We start from the raw sequence: 22430 nt of genomic DNA, 5'->3' as shown, positions 1-22430 counted from the left end.
TGACGGGACTTACACGATGAAACACCATTTTCTCGCGGCTGCATTAAGCCTTTTGGCTACCGGAGTGCTTGCGCATTCCCCGCTCAAGGCGACAACGCCCGCCGACGGGGCCGTCGCGGGCGCCGTGCCGACCGAGGTGACGATGACCTTCATGCGCGACATCCGACTGACGCGGGTGCAGGCGACCCATGCCGATCACGATCCTGTCGATCTGGACCTGGGCGATCAGACAAGTTTCGCCACCGGTTTCGCGCTGCCGCTGGAGGGCATGGGCCCGGGCACCTACGTGATCGAGTGGCGCGGCCTTGGCGACGATGGTCACCCGCTGACCGGGCGTTTCGGCTTTACGGTCGAATAGCCGATGCCGGATCTTTGGGACGTGGCGACCGTCGCGACGCAGTTCGCGCTGTATCTCGGCGTTCTGGCCGCGGCGGGCGTGATGCTTTGCGCGGCGCTGTTCCGGCTCGATCGGTATCGCGGTCTGGCGGTGGGCTTTGCACTGACGGGTCTGGTGGCGGCGGGTCTGTCGTTCGCACTCAAAGGCGCCGCGCTGACCGGCGATGCCTCCGGAATGACCGACCCCGAGATGCTGGGCCTCTTGTGGGACACCTCGCCGGGCGTGGCGCTTGGCTACCGGATTGCCGGGCTCGGGCTGATCGTGCTGGGCGCATGTCTCGGGCAGGTCGGGATTTGGGTCGCCGTGGTCGGGGCCGGGCTTGCGGTGTGGTCGTTCAATCACGTGGGCCATATCGCGGCCCGCGATGACCTTGCCTTGGACGCGGTGCTGATATTTCACCTCGCGGCCGTCGCCTTCTGGATCGGAATCCTTGCACCGCTCAGGCGGCTGGTGACGACGCGCATGGATCTGCCCCGGGCCGCCGACGTCAGCCACCTGTTCGGTCGGATCGCCAGCCTCGTGGTGCCCGCGCTGATCGTTGCCGGGGGGACATTGTCCTATTATCTGGTCGGATCGGTGGATGCGCTTGTCGGGACGGGCTATGGGCAGTCGCTGCTTGCCAAAGTCGGGCTCGTCGCCCTGCTGCTGGGACTTGCGGCGGCCAACAAGCTGCGGTTCGCGCCTGCCCTGATGCGCGGCGACGAACGGGCGGCGGCGCATCTGGCGACGTCGATCACCCTGGAATGGGCCGTCGTCTGCGCGATTCTTCTGGCCACGGCCGTATTGACGACTTCGCTTAGCCTGCCAACCTGAGAGGCACCATGCACAGACGAGATTTCATCGCGGCCATGCTGGCCACCACCCTGATCCCGCGGGCGAGCTTTGGTGCGGGGGCGGCACAGACGCGGCTGATCGCGCAACCGGTGCAGCAGGTTCTTTTGCCGCCGGGCAACGGCCCGACCCAACTGCTTGGGTTCAACGGGTCCGTGCCCGGCCCCGAAGTGCGCGTCGGCCAGGGTGAACGGCTGAGCGTGGCCTTCGAGAACCGCCTGCAGCAGGGATCGGCGGTACACTGGCACGGCATCAGGCTGCCCAACCCGATGGACGGCGTGCCCGGCCTGACGCAGGATCCGGTCGCGCCGGGAGAGGCGTTCGACTATGGCTTTGTCGCCCCCGACGCGGGCACCTATTGGTATCATTCGCACCACTTGTCGCACGAGCAGGTGGCGCGCGGGATGATGGGGCCGCTGATCGTCGAGGACAGCACCCCGCCCGACGTGGACCACGACATCGTGGCCCTTCTGGCCGACTGGCGGCTGGACGAAGACGGCACCCTGCTGGACGATTTCGGAAACATGCATGACATGGCCCACGGCGGGCGCATGGGTAATTATGCCAAGGCCTTTCTGTCGCAGACGCGTGTCGCCACAGGGCAGCGCATCCGCCTGCGGATCATCAACGGCGCGACCGACCGCATCTTTCCGCTTGTCCTGGGCGGGCTGGACGGGCGGGTCGTCGCGCTGGACGGGATGCCCGTGCCCGCGCCGCGCGCGATGGCCGACATCGTGCTGGCCCCGGCGCAGCGGGTCGATATCATTGCCGATGTGACCGGCCCTGTCAGACTCGACATGGCGACGCGCCAGGGCGACTACCGGTTGGGTGATCTGGACCTGTCGGGCGAGGTGACGCCACGGGGCACGACCATCGCCGCGCTGGCCCCGAACCGGGTGGCGACGCCGTCCACGCCCGCGCAAAGGCTGACGCTGACCATGTCGGGCGGTGCGATGGGGGGCCGTCACGGGGGTGACGACATATGGTCGTTCAACGGCCTGTCCGGCATGCGGCCCGAACCTTTCGCGTCATTTTCCCAAGGCGAAACCGCCCGGATCAGCCTGGTCAACGACACCCGCTTTCCGCATGGCATCCACCTGCACGGCCACCATTTTCACGAACTGACCCCCGAAGGCGATCCAGGCGATCTGCGCGATACCTCCCTCGTTGCGGCGGGCGAGACGCGCGATATCCTCTGCGTGTTCGACAATCCGGGGCGGTGGATGCTGCATTGTCACATGCTCAGCCATCAGGCCGCGGGCATGAAGACATGGGTCGAAGTGACATGAGGCTGCTGTTGGGCGCCCTTCTGGCCAGCGCCACCGCGGTATCGGCGGAGCATGAGCTTGCAGGCCGGGACATCGCGCTCGGTCAGACGCTTTATGACCGGAACTGTGCATCCTGTCACGGCGCGGATCTGGAAGGTCAGCCGGACTGGCGGTCGCCGGACGAAAACGGCGTCCTGCCCGCACCGCCGCATGACGAGACGGGCCACACCTGGCACCACGACAACCAACTGTTGTTCGACTACACCGCGCTTGGCGGGCGCAAGGCGTTGGCGCAGCGCGGCATCGACGGGTTCAACAGCGGCATGCCCGGCTTTGAAGGACAGCTTGCCGAGGACGAGATCTGGACCATCCTTGCCTATATCCGGTCCACCTGGCCCGAGCACATACAAAAGGCACAGGCCGACCGGACCCCGCCCCACTGACCCCCGGCGCAGGATCGGCAACCGCGCGCCTGACCGCGCAGGGGCCTATGGCTTTGGCCCGTAGCGGCCGCGTGCCGTCTTGACCAGTCGCCCCTCGTCCACCAGACGCCGTAGGGCGCGGTAGCAGGCCTCGTGCGTCAATCCGATGCGGGCCGAAAATTCCACCACCGATCCGCTCAAAAGCCCCGAATGCACAGCCGACAACACCCGGTCCCTTGCCGACTGGATCGACATCAATTCAAGGATCTGGCGGTATTGCTGCACCTGCACGGCCAGCAGGCGGGCAAAGCTTTCCGCGAAATCCGGGTCCGCGCGTAGCGCTTGCGCGACAGCGGCCTTGTCGATCCGCGCGACATCGCCGTCCTGGGTGCAGACGGCGTCGCAATGATACTCCGCCGAAAACACCGAGGCTTCGGCAAAAAGCTGACCGGTGGTGGCGCGATGCAGGACCACGGGCGCGCCGGTTGCGGTCGCGCGCCGCAAAACGACGGAGCCCCGGATCACCCTGAAAAGGCCGGTGGCGCGATCGCCCTGACGAAAGATCACGGCACCCTGCCCGACCGGCAGCACCGTAACGGCATCGGCTGGAAGCCTGTGAAAGGGATCGTGTTGCATATGATCGGGACCATACGGCAGACGGCCCGCCCAGTGAAAGGACTATGACGTCCGACGCGCAAGCCGACGACCGGCCGCGAAACCGCGCCGCCGATCAGATACGTATTCCCGGCGGCGCGAACACATCGCGCACCCTGGAAACGAGCGCCCCCGAGCGTCGATAGATCGACAAAAGACCGTGATAAATCAATGGGGATTCTTAAATGTGGCGCTCCCTGAAGGACTCGAACCCTCAACCTGTCGATTAGAAGTCGACTGCTCTATCCAGTTGAGCTAAGGGAGCATCCCCACGCGACCTGTAAACGGTCGGTTCCTTTTGGGCAAGACACGTCATGCCGGGGTTTTCCGGGCTGACGGCGGCCTGCGGAAAGATCGTTCGCGCCGTGCAGGCATGGCCACCAAGCGCTGCGCATCGGCGCACTCGATACGCCGCGGTCATGTCCGATGGGGCCTTGAACACGCGGCGCGGCAACACGTCCTGCGAGCGTGCGGCCCCCCCGCCGGACGAAGCCTTGCCCTAGTGCGTCCATGCCCCGCGGCGGCCGGTGGCGAAATTCTCGCCGTAGCCGCCGGGGCGGATGTTGGGCTTGCGCTTTTTCGGCTCCTGCACCTGCGCGTCGATGCCATGCTCGCGGGCGTAGTCCACCGCCGCCTGCTTGGTGTCAAAGCGCAGCCTGACCTGGGCCTGCGTATCATCCGACGACGTCCAGCCCATCAGCGGATCGACCTCGCGCGGTGACTCCGGCGAGAATTCCAGAACCCAATGGTGGGTCTTGGCCGTGCCCGATGACATTGCGGTCCGGGCGGGCTGATAGATGCGTGCACGCATGGGCGGGCTCCTGTCTGTCCGATGCCTCGTGTATCGGATGTTTGGCGCTGCGGGGCAAGATGCGTTTTGTCGCTGTGGAGCACGCCACGTGCCTGCGGTAAGATGCGGCTCGGGTCTTGATCCTCGCGCCGGATGCATCACCTAAAGCACACCACGAAGGAGCCCCCAATGGCCTACGCCCATTCCGACAGCCTGCCCGAACGCAAGCCAGAGACGCAGGCGGTGCTTGCCAACCCCGCGCCCGACGTGCGCAGCCGCCCCAAGCTCGAGGGCGGCAAGACCTTTGTGATGAACACCGAATACGCGCCCGCGGGCGACCAGCCCACGGCGATCAGGGAATTGTCGGAAGGCGTGCGGTCGGGCGAGCGCGATCAGGTGCTTTTGGGCGCCACCGGCACCGGCAAGACCTTCACCATGGCCAAGGTGATCGAGGAAACCCAGCGCCCGGCCATCATCCTTGCGCCCAACAAGACGCTTGCGGCGCAGCTATATGGCGAATTCAAGGGGTTCTTTCCCGAAAACGCGGTGGAATACTTCGTCAGCTATTACGATTATTACCAGCCCGAGGCCTATGTCGCGCGCTCGGACACCTTCATCGAGAAGGAAAGCCAGATCAACGAACAGATCGACCGGATGCGCCACTCCGCCACCCGCGCGCTTTTGGAGCGGGACGATGTGATCATCGTGGCGTCGGTGTCGTGCATCTACGGCATCGGGTCGGTGGAAACCTATGGAGCAATGACGCAGGATCTGAAGGTCGGCAGCACCTATGACCAGCGGCAGGTGATGGCGGACCTGATCGCGCAGGCCTACAAGCGCAACGACGCGGCATTCCAGCGCGGCAGTTTCCGGGTGCGCGGCGACAGCCTCGAAATCTTTCCCGCCCACCTTGAGGACCGCGCGTGGCGGTTGTCGTTCTTTGGCGAGGACTTGGAGAGCATCACGGAGTTCGACCCCCTGACGGGCGAGAAGACCGGCAGCTTCGACCAGATCCGCGTCTATGCCAACAGCCACTACGTGACCCCCAAGCCGACGATGAACCAGGCCATCATCGGCATCAAGAAAGAGCTGCGGATGCGGCTGGATCAACTGGTGGCGGAGGGCAAGCTGCTGGAGGCGCAGCGGCTCGAGCAGCGCTGCAACTTCGACATCGAGATGCTGGAGGCGACGGGCGTCTGCAACGGGATCGAGAATTACTCGCGCTACCTGACGGGCCGCGCACCGGGCGAGCCGCCCCCCACCCTGTTCGAATTCATCCCCGACAACGCCATCGTGTTCGCCGACGAAAGCCACGTCAGCGTGCCGCAGATCGGCGGCATGTACAAAGGCGACTACCGGCGCAAATTCACCTTGGCCGAACACGGGTTCCGCCTGCCGTCGTGCATGGACAACCGCCCGCTGAAATTCGAGGAATGGGACGCGATGCGCCCGCAGTCGGTGTTTGTCAGCGCCACGCCGGCGGCCTGGGAGATCGAGCAGACAGGCGGCGTGTTCACCGAACAGGTGATCCGCCCCACCGGCCTGCTGGACCCGCAGGTCGAAATCCGCCCGGTCGAAATGCAGGTCGACGATCTGCTCGACGAGGTGCGCAAGGTGGCCGATCAGGGGATGCGCACGCTGTGCACCACCCTGACCAAGCGGATGGCCGAGGACCTGACCGAATACATGCACGAACAGGGCATTCGCGTGCGCTACATGCACTCCGACATCGACACGATCGAACGGATCGAGATCCTGCGCGACCTGCGGCTGGGCGCGTTCGACGTGCTGATCGGGATCAACCTGCTGCGCGAGGGGCTGGATATTCCCGAATGTGGGCTGGTGGCCATTCTGGACGCCGACAAGGAAGGCTTCCTGCGGTCAGAGACATCGCTGATCCAGACCATCGGGCGCGCGGCGCGCAACGCCGAAGGGCGGGTCATCATGTACGCCGACCGGATCACCGGGTCGATGGAGCGCGCGCTGGCCGAAACCGACCGCCGCCGCGCCAAGCAGATCGCCTATAACGAGGAACACGGTATCACGCCGACGACAATCAAGAAAAACGTCGATGACGTGATGAAGGGGCTCTACAAGGGCGACGTGGACATGAACCGCGTCACCGCCAAGATCGACAATCCACTTGCGGGCGGCAACCTTCAGACGGTGCTGGAAGGCTTGCGCACCGACATGCGCAAGGCCGCCGAGAACCTTGAATTCGAAGAGGCCGCGCGCCTGCGCGACGAGGTGAAACGGCTCGAAGCGGTCGATCTGGCCATTGCCGACGACCCGATGGCGCGGCAATATGCGGTGGACAAGGCCGTGGACGACGCGCAAAAGGCCGGCGGCCGCAGCACGATGGGCCGCGGCGGCATGCGCGGCGGGGTCAAGCGGCGCGGCAAGAGATAGGGCGTGCGGGCGGCCTAGTCCGGTCGCCAGCCGAACTTGACGGCCAACAGCACTGAAATGACCAGCGTCAACGCCCAGATGATCCGGCCCGTCGCATCCAGCGCCCGGTTGCGCAGCGTGATGGTGCGGTGCGACCGGACATAGGTTTCCCACCCCGCGATACGCGGATCCGCCAGGATGGCCTGCATCCGTTGCAGGTAGTCGGCAAGCGTCCTGATGCGCAGAATGTGGTCTTCGGTCTTTTTGAAGGCGATTGCGATGATCACGGCGGGCAGCCACCACGCCAGGTCGATCAGGACCGCGCGATGATCGTCAAGTGCCTGGCTGATCAGCCAAACATAGACCACCGACACCGCCAGCAGGGCCAGACGCTCGGTCTGGGCGATGTCGCGCAGGGTCTGCATGATTTCATCGCGCACGCATCTGTATTCCTCAAGATGGTAGGCAAGTGCGGCGTCCGTCGGGGGGGGCGGGCGGTGTCATGTGTGACGGCTCTCCTGTTGCGGCAAATGCGGCGCCAGTAAACACCAGGGCGGCAGGCCCGCCAAGACGGCATCGCGGCTTCATCGGCGGTCCCGCCGACTGCACGCGGCGGACATTGCCGGGGGGGGGGGACAGCGCATGATGGCCCGTTGCGGCGATCAGGCGGTTCCAGCAGCGATGTGCGTCCTGCGAAAGCGGACAGATCAGCAGCGTTTCGATATCGCGCCACCTGTCGGAGCCGGGCAATTGCGGGTTGTATTACGGCGAACCTGCTCAGACGCAGCGGCGGATCGCCCCGCGCCGCATCGGTCGTGCGACCGGGACGCGAAGAATGGACCGAGGTGCGGGGTTATCCGGCACGCCGCGCGCTGGACATTCCCAAGCCGCGCGGCGACGGCAAAGACGCCAAGCGAATTCGGATTGGCCCGTTGGACCATAGCCTTCAGTGGCAATAGTTTGTCTAATGCCTGCTGCCGTATTGACGCGTGGCCAATGCGTCAGGGGTTTGCGATCAAGGGCGCGCCGCGTCGCATGCGTTCTGCGCCCGACCTGCGCCAAAAAAGGAAGGGCATGTCATGGCCATCACCACAAGACCCGCAGACATATCCGACCTCGGGGCGATTGCTGACCTCTTGCTGACCGATGCCAAGGCGCGGTGCGCACTTGATCCCGGTCTATGGTCGTTGGTCCGCGATCCGGCCACGGCGATCGCGTCAGCGGTCAGGGCGTCGATGGACGCCGAAGCGCCGCCCTTTCGGCAGCAATGGCTGGTGGCCCAAGCGGGCCAAGCCATCGTCGGCGTCACGCATTCCATTCTTCTGCCCGTTCCGCCGATCTATGCCGGGGCCTTCGGTCCGCCCGGCCTGATCATGGAGGATTGCCACGTCGCGACGGGCGCGCCGCCGGAGACAAGGCGCAGGCTGCTAAAGGCCGCCGAGGACGATCTGGTCAAAGCCGGGGCCCGCGTTCTGCTCGCCTCCAGCGTGGAAGGGGGAGAGTGGGCACCCGAATATGCCCGGCAGGGGTTTGCGCCGCTGACGATGTATTTCGCAAAGGCTGGCCTGTGTCAGGCCCGCCCCCGCGCCGATGTGCGGCCCGCCACGCCAGACGATGTGCCCGGACTCGTTGCGTCGAGCGCCATCAACCGAGAGATCCTGGAACGCCTGGCCCCCCGGTTCTGGCAGCCGCACGACGCGGCGGACGACCGCTTTGCCGTCTGGATGCGGCGCAGCCTGACCTTGACTGACCGCGATATGTTCGTCTCGGACGTCGGCGGAAAAATTCAAGGCTACGCGATTTCGCAGCCGGCGACTCGGTTCCATTTTCCGGCCGCGCATGACATTTCGGACGTCGGCGTGATCGATGATTTCTTTCATGATCAAATGCGGAACCCGCAAAGTCTTGAGGCCGAGGGATCCGGGGCCGCAGCCCTGTTCAACGCGGCGGAGGCCGCGCGCGACAGCCGCGGAGACAATGCGATACTGGTGGTGTGCCCGGCGGCATGGACGTCTAAAAGGACGCTGCTGGCGCAATCTGGGTACAGCAATGCGATCACGTGGTTTATCAAGATGGCTGGATAAATGCCTCGACCCGCGTCCGGCGTCACAGGGCAGGTCAAACGCCGCCCGCGCGACCCAGGCCATCATCGCGGGCAGGACGGTGTCGGACAAAACGTTGTGCGGGCACCGGCACGAAATAACCCCGGACCTTGCGATCCGGGGTGCCGATGATGAAATCATTTCGATCTGGAAAAATCCGTATCTATTCCGCTTGCACGCTTTCGAGGAAATAGGCGATCGACAGGATCTTGCCGCGGGCATAAATTTCCTGCCCGTACCGTTCGGCCTCCTCCGCTTCGGAATAGAACACCGCGCCATAGACCGGCATTGCCCCCCCGTGCGCACGCACGCCGGTACGACCGTTGATGATGTGGATCACGTCCAGCATCGGGAACACGCCGTCGTTGCGGGCCGCAAGCTGTGTCAGGTCGGGCACAGGGACCGTCAATATATCCGTCATCGGCCCGCCACCCGTGGCATCGGTGCCATGACAGGTCGCACAATACTGGGCGTAAAGCTCCTGTCCTTCGTCATCCGCCCATGCGGCGCCGGTAGACAGACCCAGGGCCGTAATTGCCGCTATCGTGCGTGCATTCATCAAAATCACCCCCTCGAATCCGATCAGAGCTCCACTGTCTCACGACGGTTTGGCGGGGGATTGATCTTGCTCAATCTGGCGCGGCGGGGACGGGATAACCGTCCTGAACGCGCCCCCCGCGATCACCGACCGTCGAGGGGGTATAAATATTTTTTCCAAGGGCCATCGCGGGCATTGCAAAGGCCTGCGGTGCTCCCATTTCCCTCTTACCTTTAACCTGGAGGCCATAATGCGCCGCTTCGTAATTCCTGCCCTGATGCTTGCTGCCACCCCCGTTTTTGCCGACGAGGTGTCGGGCACGATCCTTGCCTTCGACCGTGTCGACCACATCCTCGTGATGGAAGACAAAACCGTTCTCACCGTTCCCAACCCGGAGGTCATTCCCGAGGGATTGATGGCCGGCGACACCATCAAGGTCGAGTTCCAGAGCGACGGCGACAACGGGGTTGTCAAAGTCAACAGCATCGAAAAGCAATAGCGCCCACCGCTTGCGCTGCCCCAAGTCCGTTTCAAGGCCCCCCGGCGTTCGCCAGGGGGCCTTTTTTGGTGCGCCATCCGATCGCGCGTCGATGCCGCCGGCGCTTTTGGTTCAAGATTTGTGGGAACACGGCAGCACACATGATCGTTACTCGTTCAAGACACTCGCAAGCAAAGGAAGTTTGACATGGAATATGGCATTATCGGATTGATCATCCTGATCGCTGACATCTACGCGATCTATCAGGTATTCACATCTGGCGCCTCCACCGGGGCCAAGGTCGTCTGGACCGTCGTGATCCTCGTCCTGCCGGTGCTGGGCCTCATCGCCTGGTTGATCGCCGGTCCGCGCGGCAAGTCCGTCAACATCTGACCGACGCGCCTACACGGCAACACGAGGGCGGGGGCAACCCCGCCTTTTTTCGTTTGTTTTCAAATCGGTACCTTGGATCCACGCGTGGACCCCGCGCGTGTGTCAGCCCCGAAACCCGGTGTGCAGAACGACAGGAACGACGATCTCTTCCTCGTCGGTCAGATGACGTTCCAGCAGGCCGGAAAACCGCTGCAACCGCTCCAGAAACGGGCCGGCCGCAGCACCGTTGGCGCCCCCCTCAAGCACCATGTTCGCGCCCTCGGCCATTTCGTGCAGCAGGCCATCCATCGCACCATGATCGGCTTCCAACAGGTCAAAACCCTTTTCCAACCGCGCATCCAGTTGGATAAGTCTTGGAAAATAGTGGTGGTCCTCGATATGATGGTGGCCATGCAATTCATTGAGCAGCGTCGCGCCATAGTGCGACAGGCGCGGCGCGTAGTCGTCGAACGCAGTCTCACCGTCGAGGTATCTTTCGACATCCTTTCGCAGGATCTCCGACAACTGTCGAAACATCATGTGGCGGTCCACCCAAAAGCGGATCATCTCGTTGAAATTCTCGTGCCCGCGCCATGTCTGCCGGGGATAAGCCTCTGACAGAACGCGCAGCGCGTCCGGCAATCCGTCGCGGCGCGTCAAGTCAAGATCGGGGGGCGTCGCCTGGGCCGCCATCACCAGTGACGCGTGCCGGCGGCACCCTTGATCGGGCCGCGCAGGTTCGGCGTGGTCCAGCCACCATAGAAATCGCCCGGTTGCTGTATTGCTGCAATGTCGCCCACACGGCATTCCTCCATCAATCCGGCATAAAAGGCGACCAGCCCGGCCAGTGCCTCAAATCCCTGCTCGGGCGCGTCATAGGACCACGCGGCGCGCCCGGCTGTCCGACCGCCCGCCGTCACATCCCAATAGCGCGCCGTGCCTTTCCATTCACAGAACGACGTCCCGTCTGCCGGGGTCAGCATGGCGGCGATATCATCGGGCGGAATGTAGTAGGTCGGCGCGTGGTGCGTCTCCAGCACGCGAAACCCTGCCATGCTGTCGGCGACGACTTCCCCCGCCAGCCAGATGCGCAATCTGTGCGGCACGTGCTCCATCGCCGGAGGCCGCGGATATTCCTGAACGGTCTCGATCGGTAATTCCATAGGCCGAAGATAAGCCAAATCACAGCCGCGTCCATCCCGGTAAGAAATTGTTAACTTTCATTAACCATGATCCGCACCGGAAGGTGTTGATGATCAAACGATGTACGATTGCAGTTTTCTGCGCCCTGATGTCTGCGCAGGCCGCTCAGGCAGGTGCGTGGCTGCGCGATCCGGGGCGCAGTTTCGTCTCCTCCTCGATCACCGCCACGCAAGCCGGCGATGGTTCGAGCAGCACCTATCTGGAATACGGGCTGAACGATCGGCTGACGCTGGGCGCCGATGTCTTTTTTGCGTTCGACCGATTTGGCAATCAGGGCGGTTATGGCACCTTGTTTCTGCGGCTGCCGCTTGGGTCCACCGATCGCCCGAACAAATGGGCCATCGACGTCGGTGGCGGTGCGGCCTGGCTGGGCGGCGAGGTCTTGCCCCATCTCAAGACAGGGCTTTCGTGGGGCCGCGGCTACAGGCTGCGCCAGCGCGCCGGCTGGATCGCGGTGGATGCGTCGGTGTTCTGGGATCTGACCTATTCGCGACACGTCGCAAAGCTGGACACCACGGTCGGGCTGGCCTTGGGCGATCACGTCAAAGCGATGATGCAGGTCTTCTACGCCAGTGTCGATGGGGTGGGCACCACGACCTACGCGCCATCGCTGCTGATTGAACCGGGGCGCGGGACCTACTCGCTCCAGGTCGGGGTCGAAATGCCTGCCGGCGACTATGGTGACCCCTCTCTGAAACTGGGAGTCTGGCGGCGGTTCTAAAGCGGGCGTCGCCGGCCCGGAGCGAAGCACCGGACCGACGGGGGCGTATCAGGCGTCCATGCGCACGGCGATCTGGACCCTGCCCCTCATCGGGCTGCTCCATACCAATTGAACCTGATCCTGGTTGGTCCCCTGTGCGGCATTGACGTAGGGCATTTCGAACTGCGTCACCCCAGCCGCATTCCGGATCTGCTGGGTGGCCACGATACTGTCCACCGACCGCGCATGCGCACCGAAGGGCAAGCCCTGCGCCGTATCGATCACCCATGTCGTCGCGGTGCTGGCCTGATCGTGCTCCAGGCTCAGCGGGCTATTGGCGGGCGTCGTGACGGAGTGGAACGAATTGTCGGAAAACGTCACGTTCTTCATCCTGCCGTAATTCAGATCCGCAAAACTGGTGTCGATCCGCTCCACCCGGTCGATCGGACCATTGAGCGTGCGGAAATGGTTGCCGGTAACGCTGACCCCGCTCAGGAAATGACCCGCGCCATGCGGCTTGACCACGATATAGCTGAACCACGGCGCCACCTCTCCGGACAGGAAGATGTTGTTGTGAATTCCCAGCGCACTGAACGAAAACTCGCTGTTGAACTCCGGCGCCGAATCCTGCTCGTTCGACCACTCTATGAAACAATTGTCGACATAATTGCCCATCACCGTCGAACTGTTGTGCGTCTTGGTCAGGATAAGCCCCGCCGACCGGATGCCATTTTGCACCGCGTCGCCTTGGAAAAAGTGATTGCCGCTGATCAGGCTGTTGGCCCCGCCGATCAGGGCAAAGTGCTTGAACTTCGTCGCCCGGCAATCCCGCAGCTTGATATCATTTCCGTTGGTATTGATCGCGATGCTGACCCGGTCCGGCACATCCAGCGCATCTTCCGCCGACAGGAATTGACTGCGATCGATCAGCATGCCCTGACACCCGTTGCCGATCGACGTGATCGCCCGGTCCCGGGGCCGCGTGAAAAAGCAATCCTGCACCTGAAAGATCAGGCCCTCGGGCGCCAGGTTGATCGCGCTCGCGACGTTGTTGCACTGAAATTCGATGTTCGACACGATGAATTTGCTCAGCGTGTTGAAACCGCTGAAATCCAGCATGTAGCGAAACCGCCGAAACGTGAAATTCTGCGTCCCCTGCGCATCAAAAAGCTGCGCGCTCAGCGTGACTTCCTGTCGCCCCACGTTCTTGTCGCGCACATAGACCTCGCGACCCACGCCCGCGCCCTCCACCAGGGACCCGACCTCGATATTGGCGACGTTGATAACACCGGTCAGCTTGCGGCTGTCGCTGGCCGAATAGGTTGCCTGCGACGTGACCACGCCTGCAGCCCAGGCCGCCTCGCCCTTCGCCTCCAACTGACCGTTGCGGATCACCCGGCGGGTCGCATAGCTCGACTTGCCGGGTGCTGCGACCTGCATGTCAATCGGTCCAAAGATGTCGATCTTTCGCCCGCCAAGGTCAAAGGCCTCGTGATCGGCATTGTTCAACAGCGCCTGAAAGCCCTTCCTGAATGCCTCTTCCTCGTCATCGAAGGCCTCCGCATAGGCGGCAAAATCGAAATTCTTGCGCAGCAGCAATATCGCGTCCGCGGGCATGGTGACCGTGCCTTCGAACTGTGTCGGCGCATCGATTGTCACATCACCGTTCAGCCGATAGGTGCCCTCGGGCACCAGAAACGTCCGCCCCCCTGCCGCCGCGTTGGCGGCCTCGAACGCGGCCGTGTCATCGGTCGTGCCGTCACCCACCGCGCCATAGTCCCGCACATCCACCGTCGATACGATATCGCGCAAGAAGACCGAGGTAATATCCTCGATCACGATGTCGTCGATGCGCACAACCCCGCCGTTCTGGCCGGTCAGATCCAGCCCGAAATGGCCGTAAACCGCCTGTGCCCCCCACACCATATCCACCCCGCCGCGCGCGCCCGCACCCACGATCGCGCTGACTTCGACCACTTCGCCATAGCTGCTCAACGCGACGCTGGGTCCGGTGGTCACAACCCCCGGAACCGCGGCCCCGGTGCCCAGCGCGGCGTAGCCCGCGATGCGCACCGATGGCAGGTTGCCGCTCACCGCCTTGATCCGGACGGTGATCCGCAGGTAACACCCCGGCAGCAAGGGCGTCTGCCCGGTATAGCGCAGCTTTTGCGTCCCTTGCGTCTTGAACAATTCCAGACAGCCGCCGAAATCCTGATCCGCCGGCACAAAGGCCGCATTCGCGTCGGCATCATAGGTATCAGACCCCGGTGTGCCATCGCCGCTGGAATAGACATCCAACCCATTCGCAAATGCAGGCGGCATCAGCAGCACGCCATCGGTAATTGCCTTGTTCATCGATCTTCCCTTTCCCGCCGCCGCAGGTCCCGCATCGGGGCCGACCGCCGCATTGCTATCCATCGCGTTCCGGGGCGGATCGCCCGGCGCAGGACAGGGAAATATCAATGTCGGGTTACCGCAGGCTCAAGGCACCGCACGGTGGCCACCGCGCAACGCCCCTCTCCGGGTTTCCTTTGGCGGTAAATACCTCCGCCTGAGGCAAGCACAGGAGATTTTCAGGATGAAAATATCCTGGAAATGGAATGCGGCGCAGCCGCTCGATCAGGCCACGCTCAGACGTTGGCGCCGGCCGTGTCCAGCAGCTGTACGCCGCCGATGCGCCACCCGGCGTCCGTCTCGATCATGCGGTAATCGAGGATATGCACCTTGCCCGCCTGATCGGTGATCATCACCTTCTGCCACCAGTCGCCCGCGATGTCCCGCAGCTCGAGATACCGCACCGATCCCGGACGCCACACCATCGGATACCCTTCTGTCACCATCCGGCGGAAATTGTCGGGCGTGCGGAACATCTTTTGCAAATTCGGGCTGGCAAAGCCGAACGCCGTTTCGAAATCATCGGCTTCGAACGCCTCGATCTGGCTGCTGATCGTTCCCTTGATGCCGGCCTCCTGGGCCTGCGCCCCAAAAGCCATCATCACCGACATCACGACTGCCCAAAATCCGGTCCGCATTGCAACTCTCCCCTGGTCTCTGTCTCTCAAGGGTAAGTCACGTTGCTCAAACGGCAAGAGTTTCAGCCCGCCGCCAATTCCCCCGCCAGGGCCCGCTCGATCAGCGTCACGGTCTCCTCGACACCGTAGAGTGCGATGAACCCGCCGAAACGCGGCCCCTGGCTTGCGCCAAGCAGCACTTCGTAAAGCGCGGTGAACCAGTCGCGCAGCGGGTCGAACCGCTCGCGGCCGCAGCCATAGACGATGCTCTGCAACGCCTCGTCGTCGCGCGGCCCCTCGTAGGCCTTCAACTGATCGCGCAAATCCTCCAGCGCCGCGCGCTCCAGGTCGCTGGGCAGACGGTAGGTTTTCGTCGGCTTCACGAAATCATTGAAATACCGCAGCGCATGGCCCACGGCGGCGTCCATGTCAGGGTTGCTTTCGGGGCTGGTGTCCGGCGCATACCGCTGGATGAAGCCCCACAACTGCGATGGCTCCTCGGCCGAGGACACGCTCGCAAGGTTCAGAAGCATCGAGAAGGGCACAACCATGTTCGATTGCGGCACGTCGCCCCCGTGAATATGCCACACCGGGTTGTTCAGCCGCGCCTTGAGGTCCTGACCCTCGTAGGCGCGCAACTGCTGGTGATATTCGTCCACCGCCTTGGGGATCACGTCGAAATACATCCGCTTGGCGGTCTTGGGCTTGAGGTACATGAAATACGACAGGCTTTCGGTGCTGGCATAGGTCAGCCATTCGTCGATACTGACCCCGTTGCCGCTGGACTTGGAGATTTTCTGACCGTTTTCATCCAGAAACAACTCATAGGTGAAATGTTCTGGCGGCTTCTCCCCCAGTATCCGGCAAATTCCATCATAAATCGGTGTATTGGTGGAATGATCCTTGCCATACATCTCGAAATCGACACCCAGGGCCGCCCAGCGCGCCCCGAAATCGGGCTTCCACTGCAGCTTCACGTTGCCGCCGGTCACCGGCAACGTCATCTCGGTCCCGTCCTCGTCGTCAAAGGTGATCGTGCCGTTCTTGGCATTGACCTGCTTGATAGGCACATACAACACCCGGCCGGTTTCGGGATGGATCGGCAGAAAAATCGAATAGGTCTGGCGACGCTCTTCGCGCAGCGACTTCAACATCACGGCCATGATCTCGTCGTATCGCTCGGCGGCGCGCAGCAGCACCTCGTCGAACTGGCCCGAGCGATAGAACTCGGTGGCACTGATGAACTCGTACTCGAACCCGAAGGTATCGAGAAACCTTCGCAGCATGGCGTTGTTGTGATGCCCGAAACTCTCATGCGTTCCGAACGGATCGGGCACGCTCGTCAGCGGTCTTTGCAGATGCTCGGCCAGCGCTTCGGGGTTGGGCACGTTGCCCGGCACCTTGCGCATGCCGTCCAGATCGTCGGAAAAACAGATCAGCCGTGTTGGAATGTCGCTGATCGCCTCGAACGCCCGGCGGATCATCGTCGTGCGCGCCACCTCGCCAAAGGTGCCGATATGCGGCAAACCGCTGGGTCCGTAACCGGTCTCGAACAGCACGTACCCCTTTTCCGGCGGTGCCTTGGCATAGCGTTTGAGCACGCGGCGCGCCTCCTCGAAAGGCCATGCTTTACTTGCCATCGCGGCGTCGCGCATCTCAGACATATGTCACCCGAACTCTGGCCGCGGCGCCCTGTGCGCGCGGTGTCCACAGTCCCTATTGCGTCGCAGCATTGGCGTCAATAATCTGGCCCCACCCCGACGGATCACAAAGGATGCCCCGTGCAAGACACCGACGCCCACGCGATGACCGCACAAGACAGCCTTGTGGCCCTGATGATCGCCGTCTCCGCCTCAGACGAGGATATCCGCACGACCGAACTGGTCAAAATCCAGTCCGCCGTGCACCAACTGCCGATCTTTGCCGGATACGACGAGGACCGCCTGACCACGATCGGCCAGACCGTGTTCGACCTTTTCGAACAGGAAGACGGGCTCGACGCGCTCTTTGGCCTGATCCGCGACGCCCTGCCCGAACGGCTGTACGAAACCGCCTATGCGCTGGCCTGCGATGTGGCCGCCGCCGACGGCACCCTTGACGAGGCCGAACTGCGCCTGCTCGAGGAAATCCGCTACGAGCTGAACCTCGACCGCCTGCACGCCGCCGCAATCGAGCGTGGAGCACGGGCGCGCCATCTGAAATAATCACGTTCAGGTGCCGTAGAGCGCGCCCCAGCGTTCTATCAGATCCTGCTGCAAGGTCTTGGCCCGCCGGTTCCAGCCGCGCGCGCCGGGCGGGCGTTCGCGCTGGGCCCGCGGGATCGTGGCGCGGGTCGCCTCGTCTGCCGCGAATATGGCAAAGGCCAGGACGGTGCCGTCGCCCGCGGTCATGTATCCTGCAAGTCCCGACACGAAATTCAGCGTGCCGGTCTTGGCCGCGACGCGGATGGGATGCTTATTGTCGGGACGCCCCCGGCCGTCGCGCATCACGACATCCTTGAGGATCGGCCGTAGCACCGCGTCGTCATACGCCATCACCAATGCGCGCACCATGTCGGTTGCGCTGATCCGCGACGCGTCGCCCAGCCCGGAATGGTCCACCATCGACGGGGCCTCCAGCCCGAGGGTTTCGCGCGCCCATCGGTTCATCGCGTCCGCCGAGGCGACAATCGACCCGACCCCGCCCAACCGTCTGGCCGAAGCGGTCAGCCCGACCATCTCGGCCGTGATGTTCGTGGAATACCGCAGCATGTCCTTCAGGATCGTTCGCAGATCGTCGCTTTGATGGCGCACGACGATGTCCCCCTCGGGCAGTTCCGAGATAACCTCGATCCCGCGCAGGCCGATACCATGCGACCGCGCAAGCGTGGCGAACACTTCGCCGGCATAAAGCGCCGGCTTGCGCACCGGCAACCACCTGGCCCCGGTCTTGCCCAGTGCGCCCTTGGCCACGGTCCAATCGTCCCGCACGCCTGCATCCGCATAAGTATAGACCGGTGTGCTGCGGTCCTCGACCCGCATCCGGGCCATGGCGACATCGGGGCGAAACCTGTCCGACCGGGCGTCCATCGTCACGCTGTAGCCCTTTGCCTCGCGCTGCCATTGGAAATGCACCCGGTTGTAGTTCAGCGCGATCCCCGACAGCGCCGGGTTGTAACCGACGTGATCGGGCTGATCCGCGTCGATGACCCGCTCGAACGGCAACGCGCCGTCATACACCCTGAATCGTCCGCGCACCTCGCGCACGCCCGCCGACTTGAGGTCTTTGGCCATCTGCGCCAACGCGGTGGTGTCCAGTGTCGGATCGCCGCCGCCGACCAGGACCAAATCGCCCAGAACAATGCCGTCGCGCATCCCCCCGGTGATCAGAACCTGCGTTTCGAACCGATGCGCGGGGCCCAGAACGTCCAGCGCGTACAAGGCGGTAAGCGCCTTGGCGACACTTGCGGGCGGTATGCCCGCCTGGGCGTTTCGGCCCTCAAGCAACAGGCCGCTGCCCGCATCCGCCACCATGTAGCTGACACGCCCCGGCTCAAGCCGGGCCTTGGCCACGATCTCTTCGGGGCCGGGAATGACCGCAGGTTCGCCGCCGCGCAGCGCGGGGCGCAGACTGGCTTTGGGCGGATTGCTCAGGGCGGGCGTGGCAGCGGTGGCCAGCAGCCCCGCAAGGACCGCGCGTCTTGAAATCAGGTCTCTCATGACGGCGGAGTTAACCCGACACCCGCACAGGGCACAACTGCAAGTTCAATCACATTTGCATGGCGCGCGGGATCAAGCCCACCGACCGCGGCCGGCGGCAACTGGCTCTAATCCGGCTCGTGCCACATGCCCGCCGCGCGGATCGCGGTGGAGGACGCATCGACCAACGGAACATTGACGAAGCACCATGCCGGTGCCTCTGCCCGCGCCAGCAAATGCGAGGCCCGGCCGGAGATTCGCGCGTTTTGGTAAATCCGTGCCGCCGGACTCATCCGCGCCGATATACGGTCACCGGGCCGGGCCAGCACCCCAACCGGCACCGAGCGCATGATCACGCGCCAATCCTGCCAGCGATGCAACTGGGCAAGGTTGTCCGCCCCCATCAACCAGACGAACCGCACGCCGCGATACCGCGCGCGCAACCGCGCCAGTGTCTGCGCGGTATAGCGGGTGCCAAGCTGTGCCTCTATATCGGTGATCGTGACGCGCGGGTGCTGCATGACGGCCCGGGCCCGCGCCATCCGCTGCGCCAGCGGCGCGGGGCCATTCACCTTGAGCGGGTTTCCCGGACTGACCAGCCACCAGACCCGGTCCAGCCCGAACCGCTTGATCGCCTCGCGGGTGATATGCGCGTGGCCCGGGTGCGCCGGGTCGAACGACCCGCCCAGCAGGCCGACCACCTGACCGGGGCGCGCGTATGGAAAACTTTCAGCCACGAAAAAACGGCCCCCGATGGATACACCGGGGGCCGTTGAAGGACGCCGCGCGCCGGTTGTCAATGTCGCAGCGCCCCGCCTAGCCCGCGAACTTGATGATTTCGCCGGTCTTGAGACGGGCGAAATAGCTGTTCATCTCGCGCTTCACGATCGGCATCAGGAAGTACAGCGCGGTGATGTTCACCACGGCCATCGCAAAGATCATCGCGTCGGAAAAGTCGATCACAGCGCCCAGATTGGCGGCCGCACCGACGATGATGAAGAAGCAGAAGATGATCTTGAACACGTTCTCCTTGGCCTTGCCCTCGCCCACCAGATAGGTCCAGGCCTTCAGGCCATAGTAGGACCAGCTGATCATCGTGGAAAAGGCGAACAGGATCACCGCGATCGCCAGCACGTAGGGGAACCAGCTGAATCCCGTGGCAAAGGCTGCCGACGTCAGTTGCACGCCGCTGGATCCGTCCACCGTCTGGATCATCGTCCCCGCCTCGTTCAGGACAAACCGGCCGGTTGCTGGATCCATGACCAGAACGCCGGAAATGGTGATGACAAGCGCCGTCATCGTGCAGATCACGACCGTATCGATGAAGGGCTCCAGCAGCGATACCACGCCTTCGGTCACAGGCTCCTTTGTCCGCACCGCAGAGTGCGCGATCGCCGCCGATCCGACGCCGGCCTCGTTCGAGAACGCCGCCCGCTTGAACCCCTGGATCAGCGCACCGACAAGGCCACCCGCAACCCCCAGACCGGTGAACGCGCCCTCGAATATCTGGCCGAACGCCCAGCCGATCTGATCGAAGTTCACGGCCAGGATCACGAGGGCCGCCGCGACGTACATGATACCCATGAACGGCACCACTTTTTCAGTCACGCGCGCAATCGACTTGATCCCGCCGACGATCACCATGAAAACCACCGCGGCGAACACCAGCCCGGTGATCCAGCCCGGAAAATCGCCAAAGATACCTGCGATCTGGGCATGGGCTTGGTTGGCCTGGAACATGTTGCCACCGCCCAGCGCGCCGCCGATGGTAAAGATCGCAAAGACCACCGCCAGCACCTTGCCGCCGGGCAGCCCGCGTTCGGCAAAGCCCTTGGTCATGTAGTACATCGGACCGCCAGATACGGTGCCATCGGGGTATTCGTTGCGGTATTTCACGCCAAGCGTACATTCGGTGAACTTGGAGGCCATCCCCAGAAGACCCGCAAGGATCATCCAGAACGTGGCCCCCGGCCCGCCGATGCCCACGGCCACCGCGACACCCGCGATGTTGCCCAGGCCAACGGTGCCCGACAGCGCCGTCGTCAGGGCCTGAAAGTGGCTGACCTCGCCCGCGTCGTTGGGATCGGAGTAGTCGCCCTTCACGAGGCTGATCGCATGGCCGAATGCCTTGACCTGAATAAATCCGAAATAAAGCGTGAACACGCTGGCCGCGACCACCAGCCACAACACGATCCATGGAAAGGCCGTGCCCGGCAAGGGCGCGAAAATCAGGTTCACGAACCAGCCGGTCGAACCGGCAAAGATGTCGTTGACCTTCTGGTCAAAGCTAACGGCGTCTTGGGCCGCCGCAGCAGTGGGCACGAACAGCGCGGCCGTTGCCGCCGCCGCCGCTGCCTGAACAAATCGAGTATTCATCAGTGTCTCCTCGGATGGGGGGGGGTCAGGGAATGATCGTCACGGGAACGGTCGCGGTGGCCACCAGCCTGCCGCTGACGCCACCGAACAGCCGTTCGCGCAGTCCACGCGCGCCGATCCGTCCGATGACGATCTGCGCCGCGTCATGTTCGACCGCGACGCGTTCCAGAATGTCTGCAACGTCGCCGTGCTGGACGATGCCGGTTACATCGAAACCTTCAGCCTTGGCCGCCTTGACCGCCGGATCGACGATGCGCTCGTGCGCCAGCGCCAATTCCTCTTCGCGGCGCTTGTGGCGCTGATCGTTTTCTTCGGGGGTCTGAAAGGTGAAGGGCGACCATTCGATCACGTAACATAGCGCAATCTTGCAATTCTCGATCCGACCGGCCTGTGTCTTGGCAAAGGACAGCGCGCGCGCGCCCGCCTCCGACCCATCAAGACCGACCACGATTGTTGTGTGTGCCATTATTGTGTCCCTGTGTCCGATGTTATTATCCGACGCGACCCGAAATGATGCGTCGGCGGCTTGGTACTCGGGGCCGGGAAGGGATGATTTGAAATCAGGATCTCCCGCCGGACCTTGCATGATGATACGTCATTCACAAAAGTCATGTCGCCCTAAGATTGCCCCCAGGTCAGTCGAATGAACCGGAAACCCGACATATCGTGATGCGTTTGGAACGCATAACGCGCAATCATGATTTCCTTTTGACGCTGCGGTATCGCATCAATCCGGGTGCACGGCGGCACCCAACGCGATCTCGCCCGGCGTTATGACCCGCGCGCACCATCCTCCATGCCCGCGCACCGCCGAATACCCGCCCGCACCCAACGCCTCCTCCATGCGGCTGCACGGCGCGCAGATCGTCGTAATCTCGAGCACCGCACCGCCGATGACGATGCGCCGGCCCTTCAGCGCGGCCAGGTTCACCCCCGCCACCACGATGTTGCGCCGCATGACCTGCGGTGCAACGGGATCACGGCCCAACATCGCCCCAATCACGGAAAGGTGCTCGTGCTGGATCAGGGTCACGGCGCGCTTGCCGGGGCGCGCGTGATCGCCCTGCACCCCGTCCGGCGTCACACAGGCCGCCGCGACACTGTCCATTTCCGCGCGCCGCACCGACCGCAGGCCGATCCATGTCACGCGCCCTGGCTGCGCGGTCCGCGCGATCAGATCCTTCAGCCTCTCCACACCGCCATCCTTCTTCGCCCCGCTCTTG

24 protein-coding genes and 1 tRNA gene are annotated in these 22430 nt (G+C 63.6%); 10 read left to right on the top strand and 15 right to left on the bottom strand.

Annotation, left to right across the window (positions count from 1 at the left end; translation table 11 throughout):
* The first annotated feature begins 16 nt into the window (after positions 1-16).
* The 4 genes from FDT80_RS15050 to FDT80_RS15035 are packed head-to-tail and all read left to right on the top strand — an operon-like array spanning position 17 to position 2939.
* Positions 17-358 carry a copper resistance CopC family protein gene (locus FDT80_RS15050; RefSeq protein WP_138663135.1) on the top strand — a complete coding sequence of 114 codons (342 nt, stop codon included), beginning with the start codon at positions 17-19 and terminating at the stop codon, positions 356-358.
* Positions 359-361: 3 nt separating this feature from the next.
* A complete protein-coding gene (locus tag FDT80_RS15045; protein WP_138663134.1) occupies positions 362-1210 on the top strand; it encodes a copper resistance D family protein in 849 nt (282 codons plus the stop codon).
* An 8-nt stretch (positions 1211-1218) separates the two neighbouring features.
* On the top strand, positions 1219-2517 hold the full coding sequence (locus FDT80_RS15040) for a multicopper oxidase family protein (protein WP_138663133.1): 1299 nt from the start codon (positions 1219-1221) through the stop codon (positions 2515-2517).
* Positions 2514-2939 (top strand): c-type cytochrome, encoded by a 426-nt coding sequence (locus tag FDT80_RS15035; RefSeq protein WP_138663132.1) that lies wholly within the window; start codon positions 2514-2516, stop codon positions 2937-2939. Before FDT80_RS15040 ends, FDT80_RS15035 begins: the two co-directional genes overlap by 4 nt.
* A 45-nt stretch (positions 2940-2984) precedes the next feature.
* Here the strand turns inward: FDT80_RS15035 and FDT80_RS15030 are convergent, their stop codons facing one another.
* The 3 genes from FDT80_RS15030 to FDT80_RS15020 form a co-directional block, all read right to left on the bottom strand.
* A complete protein-coding gene (locus tag FDT80_RS15030) occupies positions 2985-3554 on the bottom strand; it encodes a Crp/Fnr family transcriptional regulator (protein ID WP_138663131.1) in 570 nt (189 codons plus the stop codon).
* 206 nt (positions 3555-3760) lie between these two features.
* A tRNA-Arg gene (locus FDT80_RS15025) sits at positions 3761-3837 on the bottom strand.
* Between the two features lie 234 nt (positions 3838-4071).
* On the bottom strand, positions 4072-4383 hold the full coding sequence (locus tag FDT80_RS15020) for an ETC complex I subunit (RefSeq protein ID WP_138663130.1): 312 nt from the start codon (positions 4381-4383) through the stop codon (positions 4072-4074).
* Between the two features lie 168 nt (positions 4384-4551).
* Between FDT80_RS15020 and uvrB the strand changes: the two genes are divergently transcribed.
* A complete protein-coding gene (gene uvrB, locus FDT80_RS15015; protein WP_138663129.1) occupies positions 4552-6771 on the top strand; it encodes an excinuclease ABC subunit UvrB in 2220 nt (739 codons plus the stop codon).
* Positions 6772-6785: 14 nt separating this feature from the next.
* On the opposite strand, the gene FDT80_RS15010 is transcribed toward uvrB, so the two are convergent.
* Positions 6786-7190 (bottom strand): hypothetical protein, encoded by a 405-nt coding sequence (locus tag FDT80_RS15010; protein ID WP_138663128.1) that lies wholly within the window; start codon positions 7188-7190, stop codon positions 6786-6788.
* Between the two features lie 639 nt (positions 7191-7829).
* On the opposite strand from FDT80_RS15010, the gene FDT80_RS15005 reads away from it, so the two are divergent.
* Positions 7830-8834 carry a GNAT family N-acetyltransferase gene (locus tag FDT80_RS15005; RefSeq protein WP_138663127.1) on the top strand — a complete coding sequence of 335 codons (1005 nt, stop codon included), beginning with the start codon at positions 7830-7832 and terminating at the stop codon, positions 8832-8834.
* A gap of 181 nt (positions 8835-9015) precedes the next feature.
* Here FDT80_RS15005 and FDT80_RS15000 read toward each other — a convergent pair whose 3' ends face one another.
* Positions 9016-9411, bottom strand: coding sequence for a c-type cytochrome (locus FDT80_RS15000; protein ID WP_138663126.1), 396 nt, complete (start codon positions 9409-9411; stop codon positions 9016-9018).
* A gap of 229 nt (positions 9412-9640) precedes the next feature.
* On the opposite strand from FDT80_RS15000, the gene FDT80_RS14995 reads away from it, so the two are divergent.
* Both FDT80_RS14995 and FDT80_RS14990 read left to right on the top strand, forming a co-directional pair.
* Positions 9641-9889: a hypothetical protein gene (locus tag FDT80_RS14995; protein WP_138663125.1), complete on the top strand. Its 249-nt coding sequence runs from the start codon at positions 9641-9643 to the stop codon at positions 9887-9889.
* A gap of 186 nt (positions 9890-10075) precedes the next feature.
* A complete protein-coding gene (locus tag FDT80_RS14990) occupies positions 10076-10261 on the top strand; it encodes a PLD nuclease N-terminal domain-containing protein (RefSeq protein ID WP_138663124.1) in 186 nt (61 codons plus the stop codon).
* Positions 10262-10363: 102 nt separating this feature from the next.
* Here FDT80_RS14990 and FDT80_RS14985 read toward each other — a convergent pair whose 3' ends face one another.
* Positions 10364-10933: a hemerythrin domain-containing protein gene (locus tag FDT80_RS14985; protein WP_138663293.1), complete on the bottom strand. Its 570-nt coding sequence runs from the start codon at positions 10931-10933 to the stop codon at positions 10364-10366.
* Positions 10933-11403 carry a DUF427 domain-containing protein gene (locus tag FDT80_RS14980; protein WP_138663123.1) on the bottom strand — a complete coding sequence of 157 codons (471 nt, stop codon included), beginning with the start codon at positions 11401-11403 and terminating at the stop codon, positions 10933-10935. Before FDT80_RS14980 ends, FDT80_RS14985 begins: the two co-directional genes overlap by 1 nt.
* 89 nt (positions 11404-11492) lie before the next feature.
* Between FDT80_RS14980 and FDT80_RS14975 the strand changes: the two genes are divergently transcribed.
* On the top strand, positions 11493-12164 hold the full coding sequence (locus FDT80_RS14975; protein WP_170311886.1) for a hypothetical protein: 672 nt from the start codon (positions 11493-11495) through the stop codon (positions 12162-12164).
* Positions 12165-12212: 48 nt separating this feature from the next.
* Here FDT80_RS14975 and FDT80_RS14970 read toward each other — a convergent pair whose 3' ends face one another.
* The 3 genes from FDT80_RS14970 to FDT80_RS14960 all read right to left on the bottom strand — a co-directional run bounded on the left by FDT80_RS14970 (position 12213) and on the right by FDT80_RS14960 (position 16818).
* Positions 12213-14498, bottom strand: coding sequence for a glycosyl hydrolase family 28-related protein (locus tag FDT80_RS14970; RefSeq protein ID WP_138663121.1), 2286 nt, complete (start codon positions 14496-14498; stop codon positions 12213-12215).
* 275 nt (positions 14499-14773) lie between these two features.
* Positions 14774-15175 carry a DUF4864 domain-containing protein gene (locus tag FDT80_RS14965; RefSeq protein WP_138663120.1) on the bottom strand — a complete coding sequence of 134 codons (402 nt, stop codon included), beginning with the start codon at positions 15173-15175 and terminating at the stop codon, positions 14774-14776.
* 62 nt (positions 15176-15237) lie between these two features.
* Positions 15238-16818: a lysine--tRNA ligase gene (locus tag FDT80_RS14960; protein WP_138663119.1), complete on the bottom strand. Its 1581-nt coding sequence runs from the start codon at positions 16816-16818 to the stop codon at positions 15238-15240.
* 141 nt (positions 16819-16959) lie between these two features.
* On the opposite strand from FDT80_RS14960, the gene FDT80_RS14955 reads away from it, so the two are divergent.
* Positions 16960-17358 carry a tellurite resistance TerB family protein gene (locus FDT80_RS14955; RefSeq protein ID WP_138663292.1) on the top strand — a complete coding sequence of 133 codons (399 nt, stop codon included), beginning with the start codon at positions 16960-16962 and terminating at the stop codon, positions 17356-17358.
* 6 nt (positions 17359-17364) lie between these two features.
* Here the strand turns inward: FDT80_RS14955 and dacB are convergent, their stop codons facing one another.
* From dacB to FDT80_RS14930, 5 genes are all read right to left on the bottom strand, one after another.
* Positions 17365-18852 carry a D-alanyl-D-alanine carboxypeptidase/D-alanyl-D-alanine endopeptidase gene (gene dacB, locus FDT80_RS14950; RefSeq protein WP_138663118.1) on the bottom strand — a complete coding sequence of 496 codons (1488 nt, stop codon included), beginning with the start codon at positions 18850-18852 and terminating at the stop codon, positions 17365-17367.
* Positions 18853-18959: 107 nt separating this feature from the next.
* The gene (locus FDT80_RS14945) at positions 18960-19568 is read right to left on the bottom strand and encodes a nicotinate-nucleotide adenylyltransferase (protein WP_138663117.1); all 609 of its coding nucleotides are present in this window, start codon (positions 19566-19568) and stop codon (positions 18960-18962) included.
* Positions 19569-19647: 79 nt separating this feature from the next.
* The gene (locus tag FDT80_RS14940; RefSeq protein WP_138663116.1) at positions 19648-21207 is read right to left on the bottom strand and encodes an alanine/glycine:cation symporter family protein; all 1560 of its coding nucleotides are present in this window, start codon (positions 21205-21207) and stop codon (positions 19648-19650) included.
* 25 nt (positions 21208-21232) lie between these two features.
* Positions 21233-21673 carry a universal stress protein gene (locus FDT80_RS14935; RefSeq protein WP_138663115.1) on the bottom strand — a complete coding sequence of 147 codons (441 nt, stop codon included), beginning with the start codon at positions 21671-21673 and terminating at the stop codon, positions 21233-21235.
* A gap of 261 nt (positions 21674-21934) precedes the next feature.
* On the bottom strand, positions 21935-22402 hold the full coding sequence (locus FDT80_RS14930; protein ID WP_246039973.1) for an MOSC domain-containing protein: 468 nt from the start codon (positions 22400-22402) through the stop codon (positions 21935-21937).
* Between the last annotated feature and the right edge of the window lie 28 nt (positions 22403-22430).

The sequence above is a fragment of the Sulfitobacter sabulilitoris genome, assembly GCF_005887615.1.
GTDB classification, from domain to species: Bacteria; Pseudomonadota; Alphaproteobacteria; order Rhodobacterales; family Rhodobacteraceae; genus Sulfitobacter_E; species Sulfitobacter_E sabulilitoris.
Note: the sequence above shows the minus strand (reverse complement) of the source record. Positions and strands in the feature narration are given on the sequence as shown.

What these genes read in the sequence shown, in the direction of transcription:
- FDT80_RS14975 (WP_170311886.1), top strand. Translation starts at nt 11,493, where the DNA reads ATGATCAAACGATGTACGATTGCAGTTTTCTGCGCCCTGATGTCTGCG.
- FDT80_RS14980 (WP_138663123.1), bottom strand. Translation starts at nt 11,403, where the DNA reads ATGGAATTACCGATCGAGACCGTTCAGGAATATCCGCGGCCTCCGGCG.
- FDT80_RS14940 (WP_138663116.1), bottom strand. Translation starts at nt 21,207, where the DNA reads ATGAATACTCGATTTGTTCAGGCAGCGGCGGCGGCGGCAACGGCCGCG.
- uvrB (WP_138663129.1), top strand. Translation starts at nt 4,552, where the DNA reads ATGGCCTACGCCCATTCCGACAGCCTGCCCGAACGCAAGCCAGAGACG.
- FDT80_RS15020 (WP_138663130.1), bottom strand. Translation starts at nt 4,383, where the DNA reads ATGCGTGCACGCATCTATCAGCCCGCCCGGACCGCAATGTCATCGGGC.
- FDT80_RS14995 (WP_138663125.1), top strand. Translation starts at nt 9,641, where the DNA reads ATGCGCCGCTTCGTAATTCCTGCCCTGATGCTTGCTGCCACCCCCGTT.
- FDT80_RS14955 (WP_138663292.1), top strand. Translation starts at nt 16,960, where the DNA reads ATGACCGCACAAGACAGCCTTGTGGCCCTGATGATCGCCGTCTCCGCC.
- FDT80_RS14985 (WP_138663293.1), bottom strand. Translation starts at nt 10,933, where the DNA reads ATGGCGGCCCAGGCGACGCCCCCCGATCTTGACTTGACGCGCCGCGAC.
- FDT80_RS15040 (WP_138663133.1), top strand. Translation starts at nt 1,219, where the DNA reads ATGCACAGACGAGATTTCATCGCGGCCATGCTGGCCACCACCCTGATC.
- dacB (WP_138663118.1), bottom strand. Translation starts at nt 18,852, where the DNA reads ATGAGAGACCTGATTTCAAGACGCGCGGTCCTTGCGGGGCTGCTGGCC.
- FDT80_RS14935 (WP_138663115.1), bottom strand. Translation starts at nt 21,673, where the DNA reads ATGGCACACACAACAATCGTGGTCGGTCTTGATGGGTCGGAGGCGGGC.
- FDT80_RS14965 (WP_138663120.1), bottom strand. Translation starts at nt 15,175, where the DNA reads ATGCGGACCGGATTTTGGGCAGTCGTGATGTCGGTGATGATGGCTTTT.
- FDT80_RS15000 (WP_138663126.1), bottom strand. Translation starts at nt 9,411, where the DNA reads ATGAATGCACGCACGATAGCGGCAATTACGGCCCTGGGTCTGTCTACC.
- FDT80_RS15030 (WP_138663131.1), bottom strand. Translation starts at nt 3,554, where the DNA reads ATGCAACACGATCCCTTTCACAGGCTTCCAGCCGATGCCGTTACGGTG.
- FDT80_RS15045 (WP_138663134.1), top strand. Translation starts at nt 362, where the DNA reads ATGCCGGATCTTTGGGACGTGGCGACCGTCGCGACGCAGTTCGCGCTG.
- FDT80_RS15050 (WP_138663135.1), top strand. Translation starts at nt 17, where the DNA reads ATGAAACACCATTTTCTCGCGGCTGCATTAAGCCTTTTGGCTACCGGA.
- FDT80_RS14990 (WP_138663124.1), top strand. Translation starts at nt 10,076, where the DNA reads ATGGAATATGGCATTATCGGATTGATCATCCTGATCGCTGACATCTAC.
- FDT80_RS14970 (WP_138663121.1), bottom strand. Translation starts at nt 14,498, where the DNA reads ATGAACAAGGCAATTACCGATGGCGTGCTGCTGATGCCGCCTGCATTT.
- FDT80_RS14960 (WP_138663119.1), bottom strand. Translation starts at nt 16,818, where the DNA reads ATGTCTGAGATGCGCGACGCCGCGATGGCAAGTAAAGCATGGCCTTTC.
- FDT80_RS15005 (WP_138663127.1), top strand. Translation starts at nt 7,830, where the DNA reads ATGGCCATCACCACAAGACCCGCAGACATATCCGACCTCGGGGCGATT.
- FDT80_RS15035 (WP_138663132.1), top strand. Translation starts at nt 2,514, where the DNA reads ATGAGGCTGCTGTTGGGCGCCCTTCTGGCCAGCGCCACCGCGGTATCG.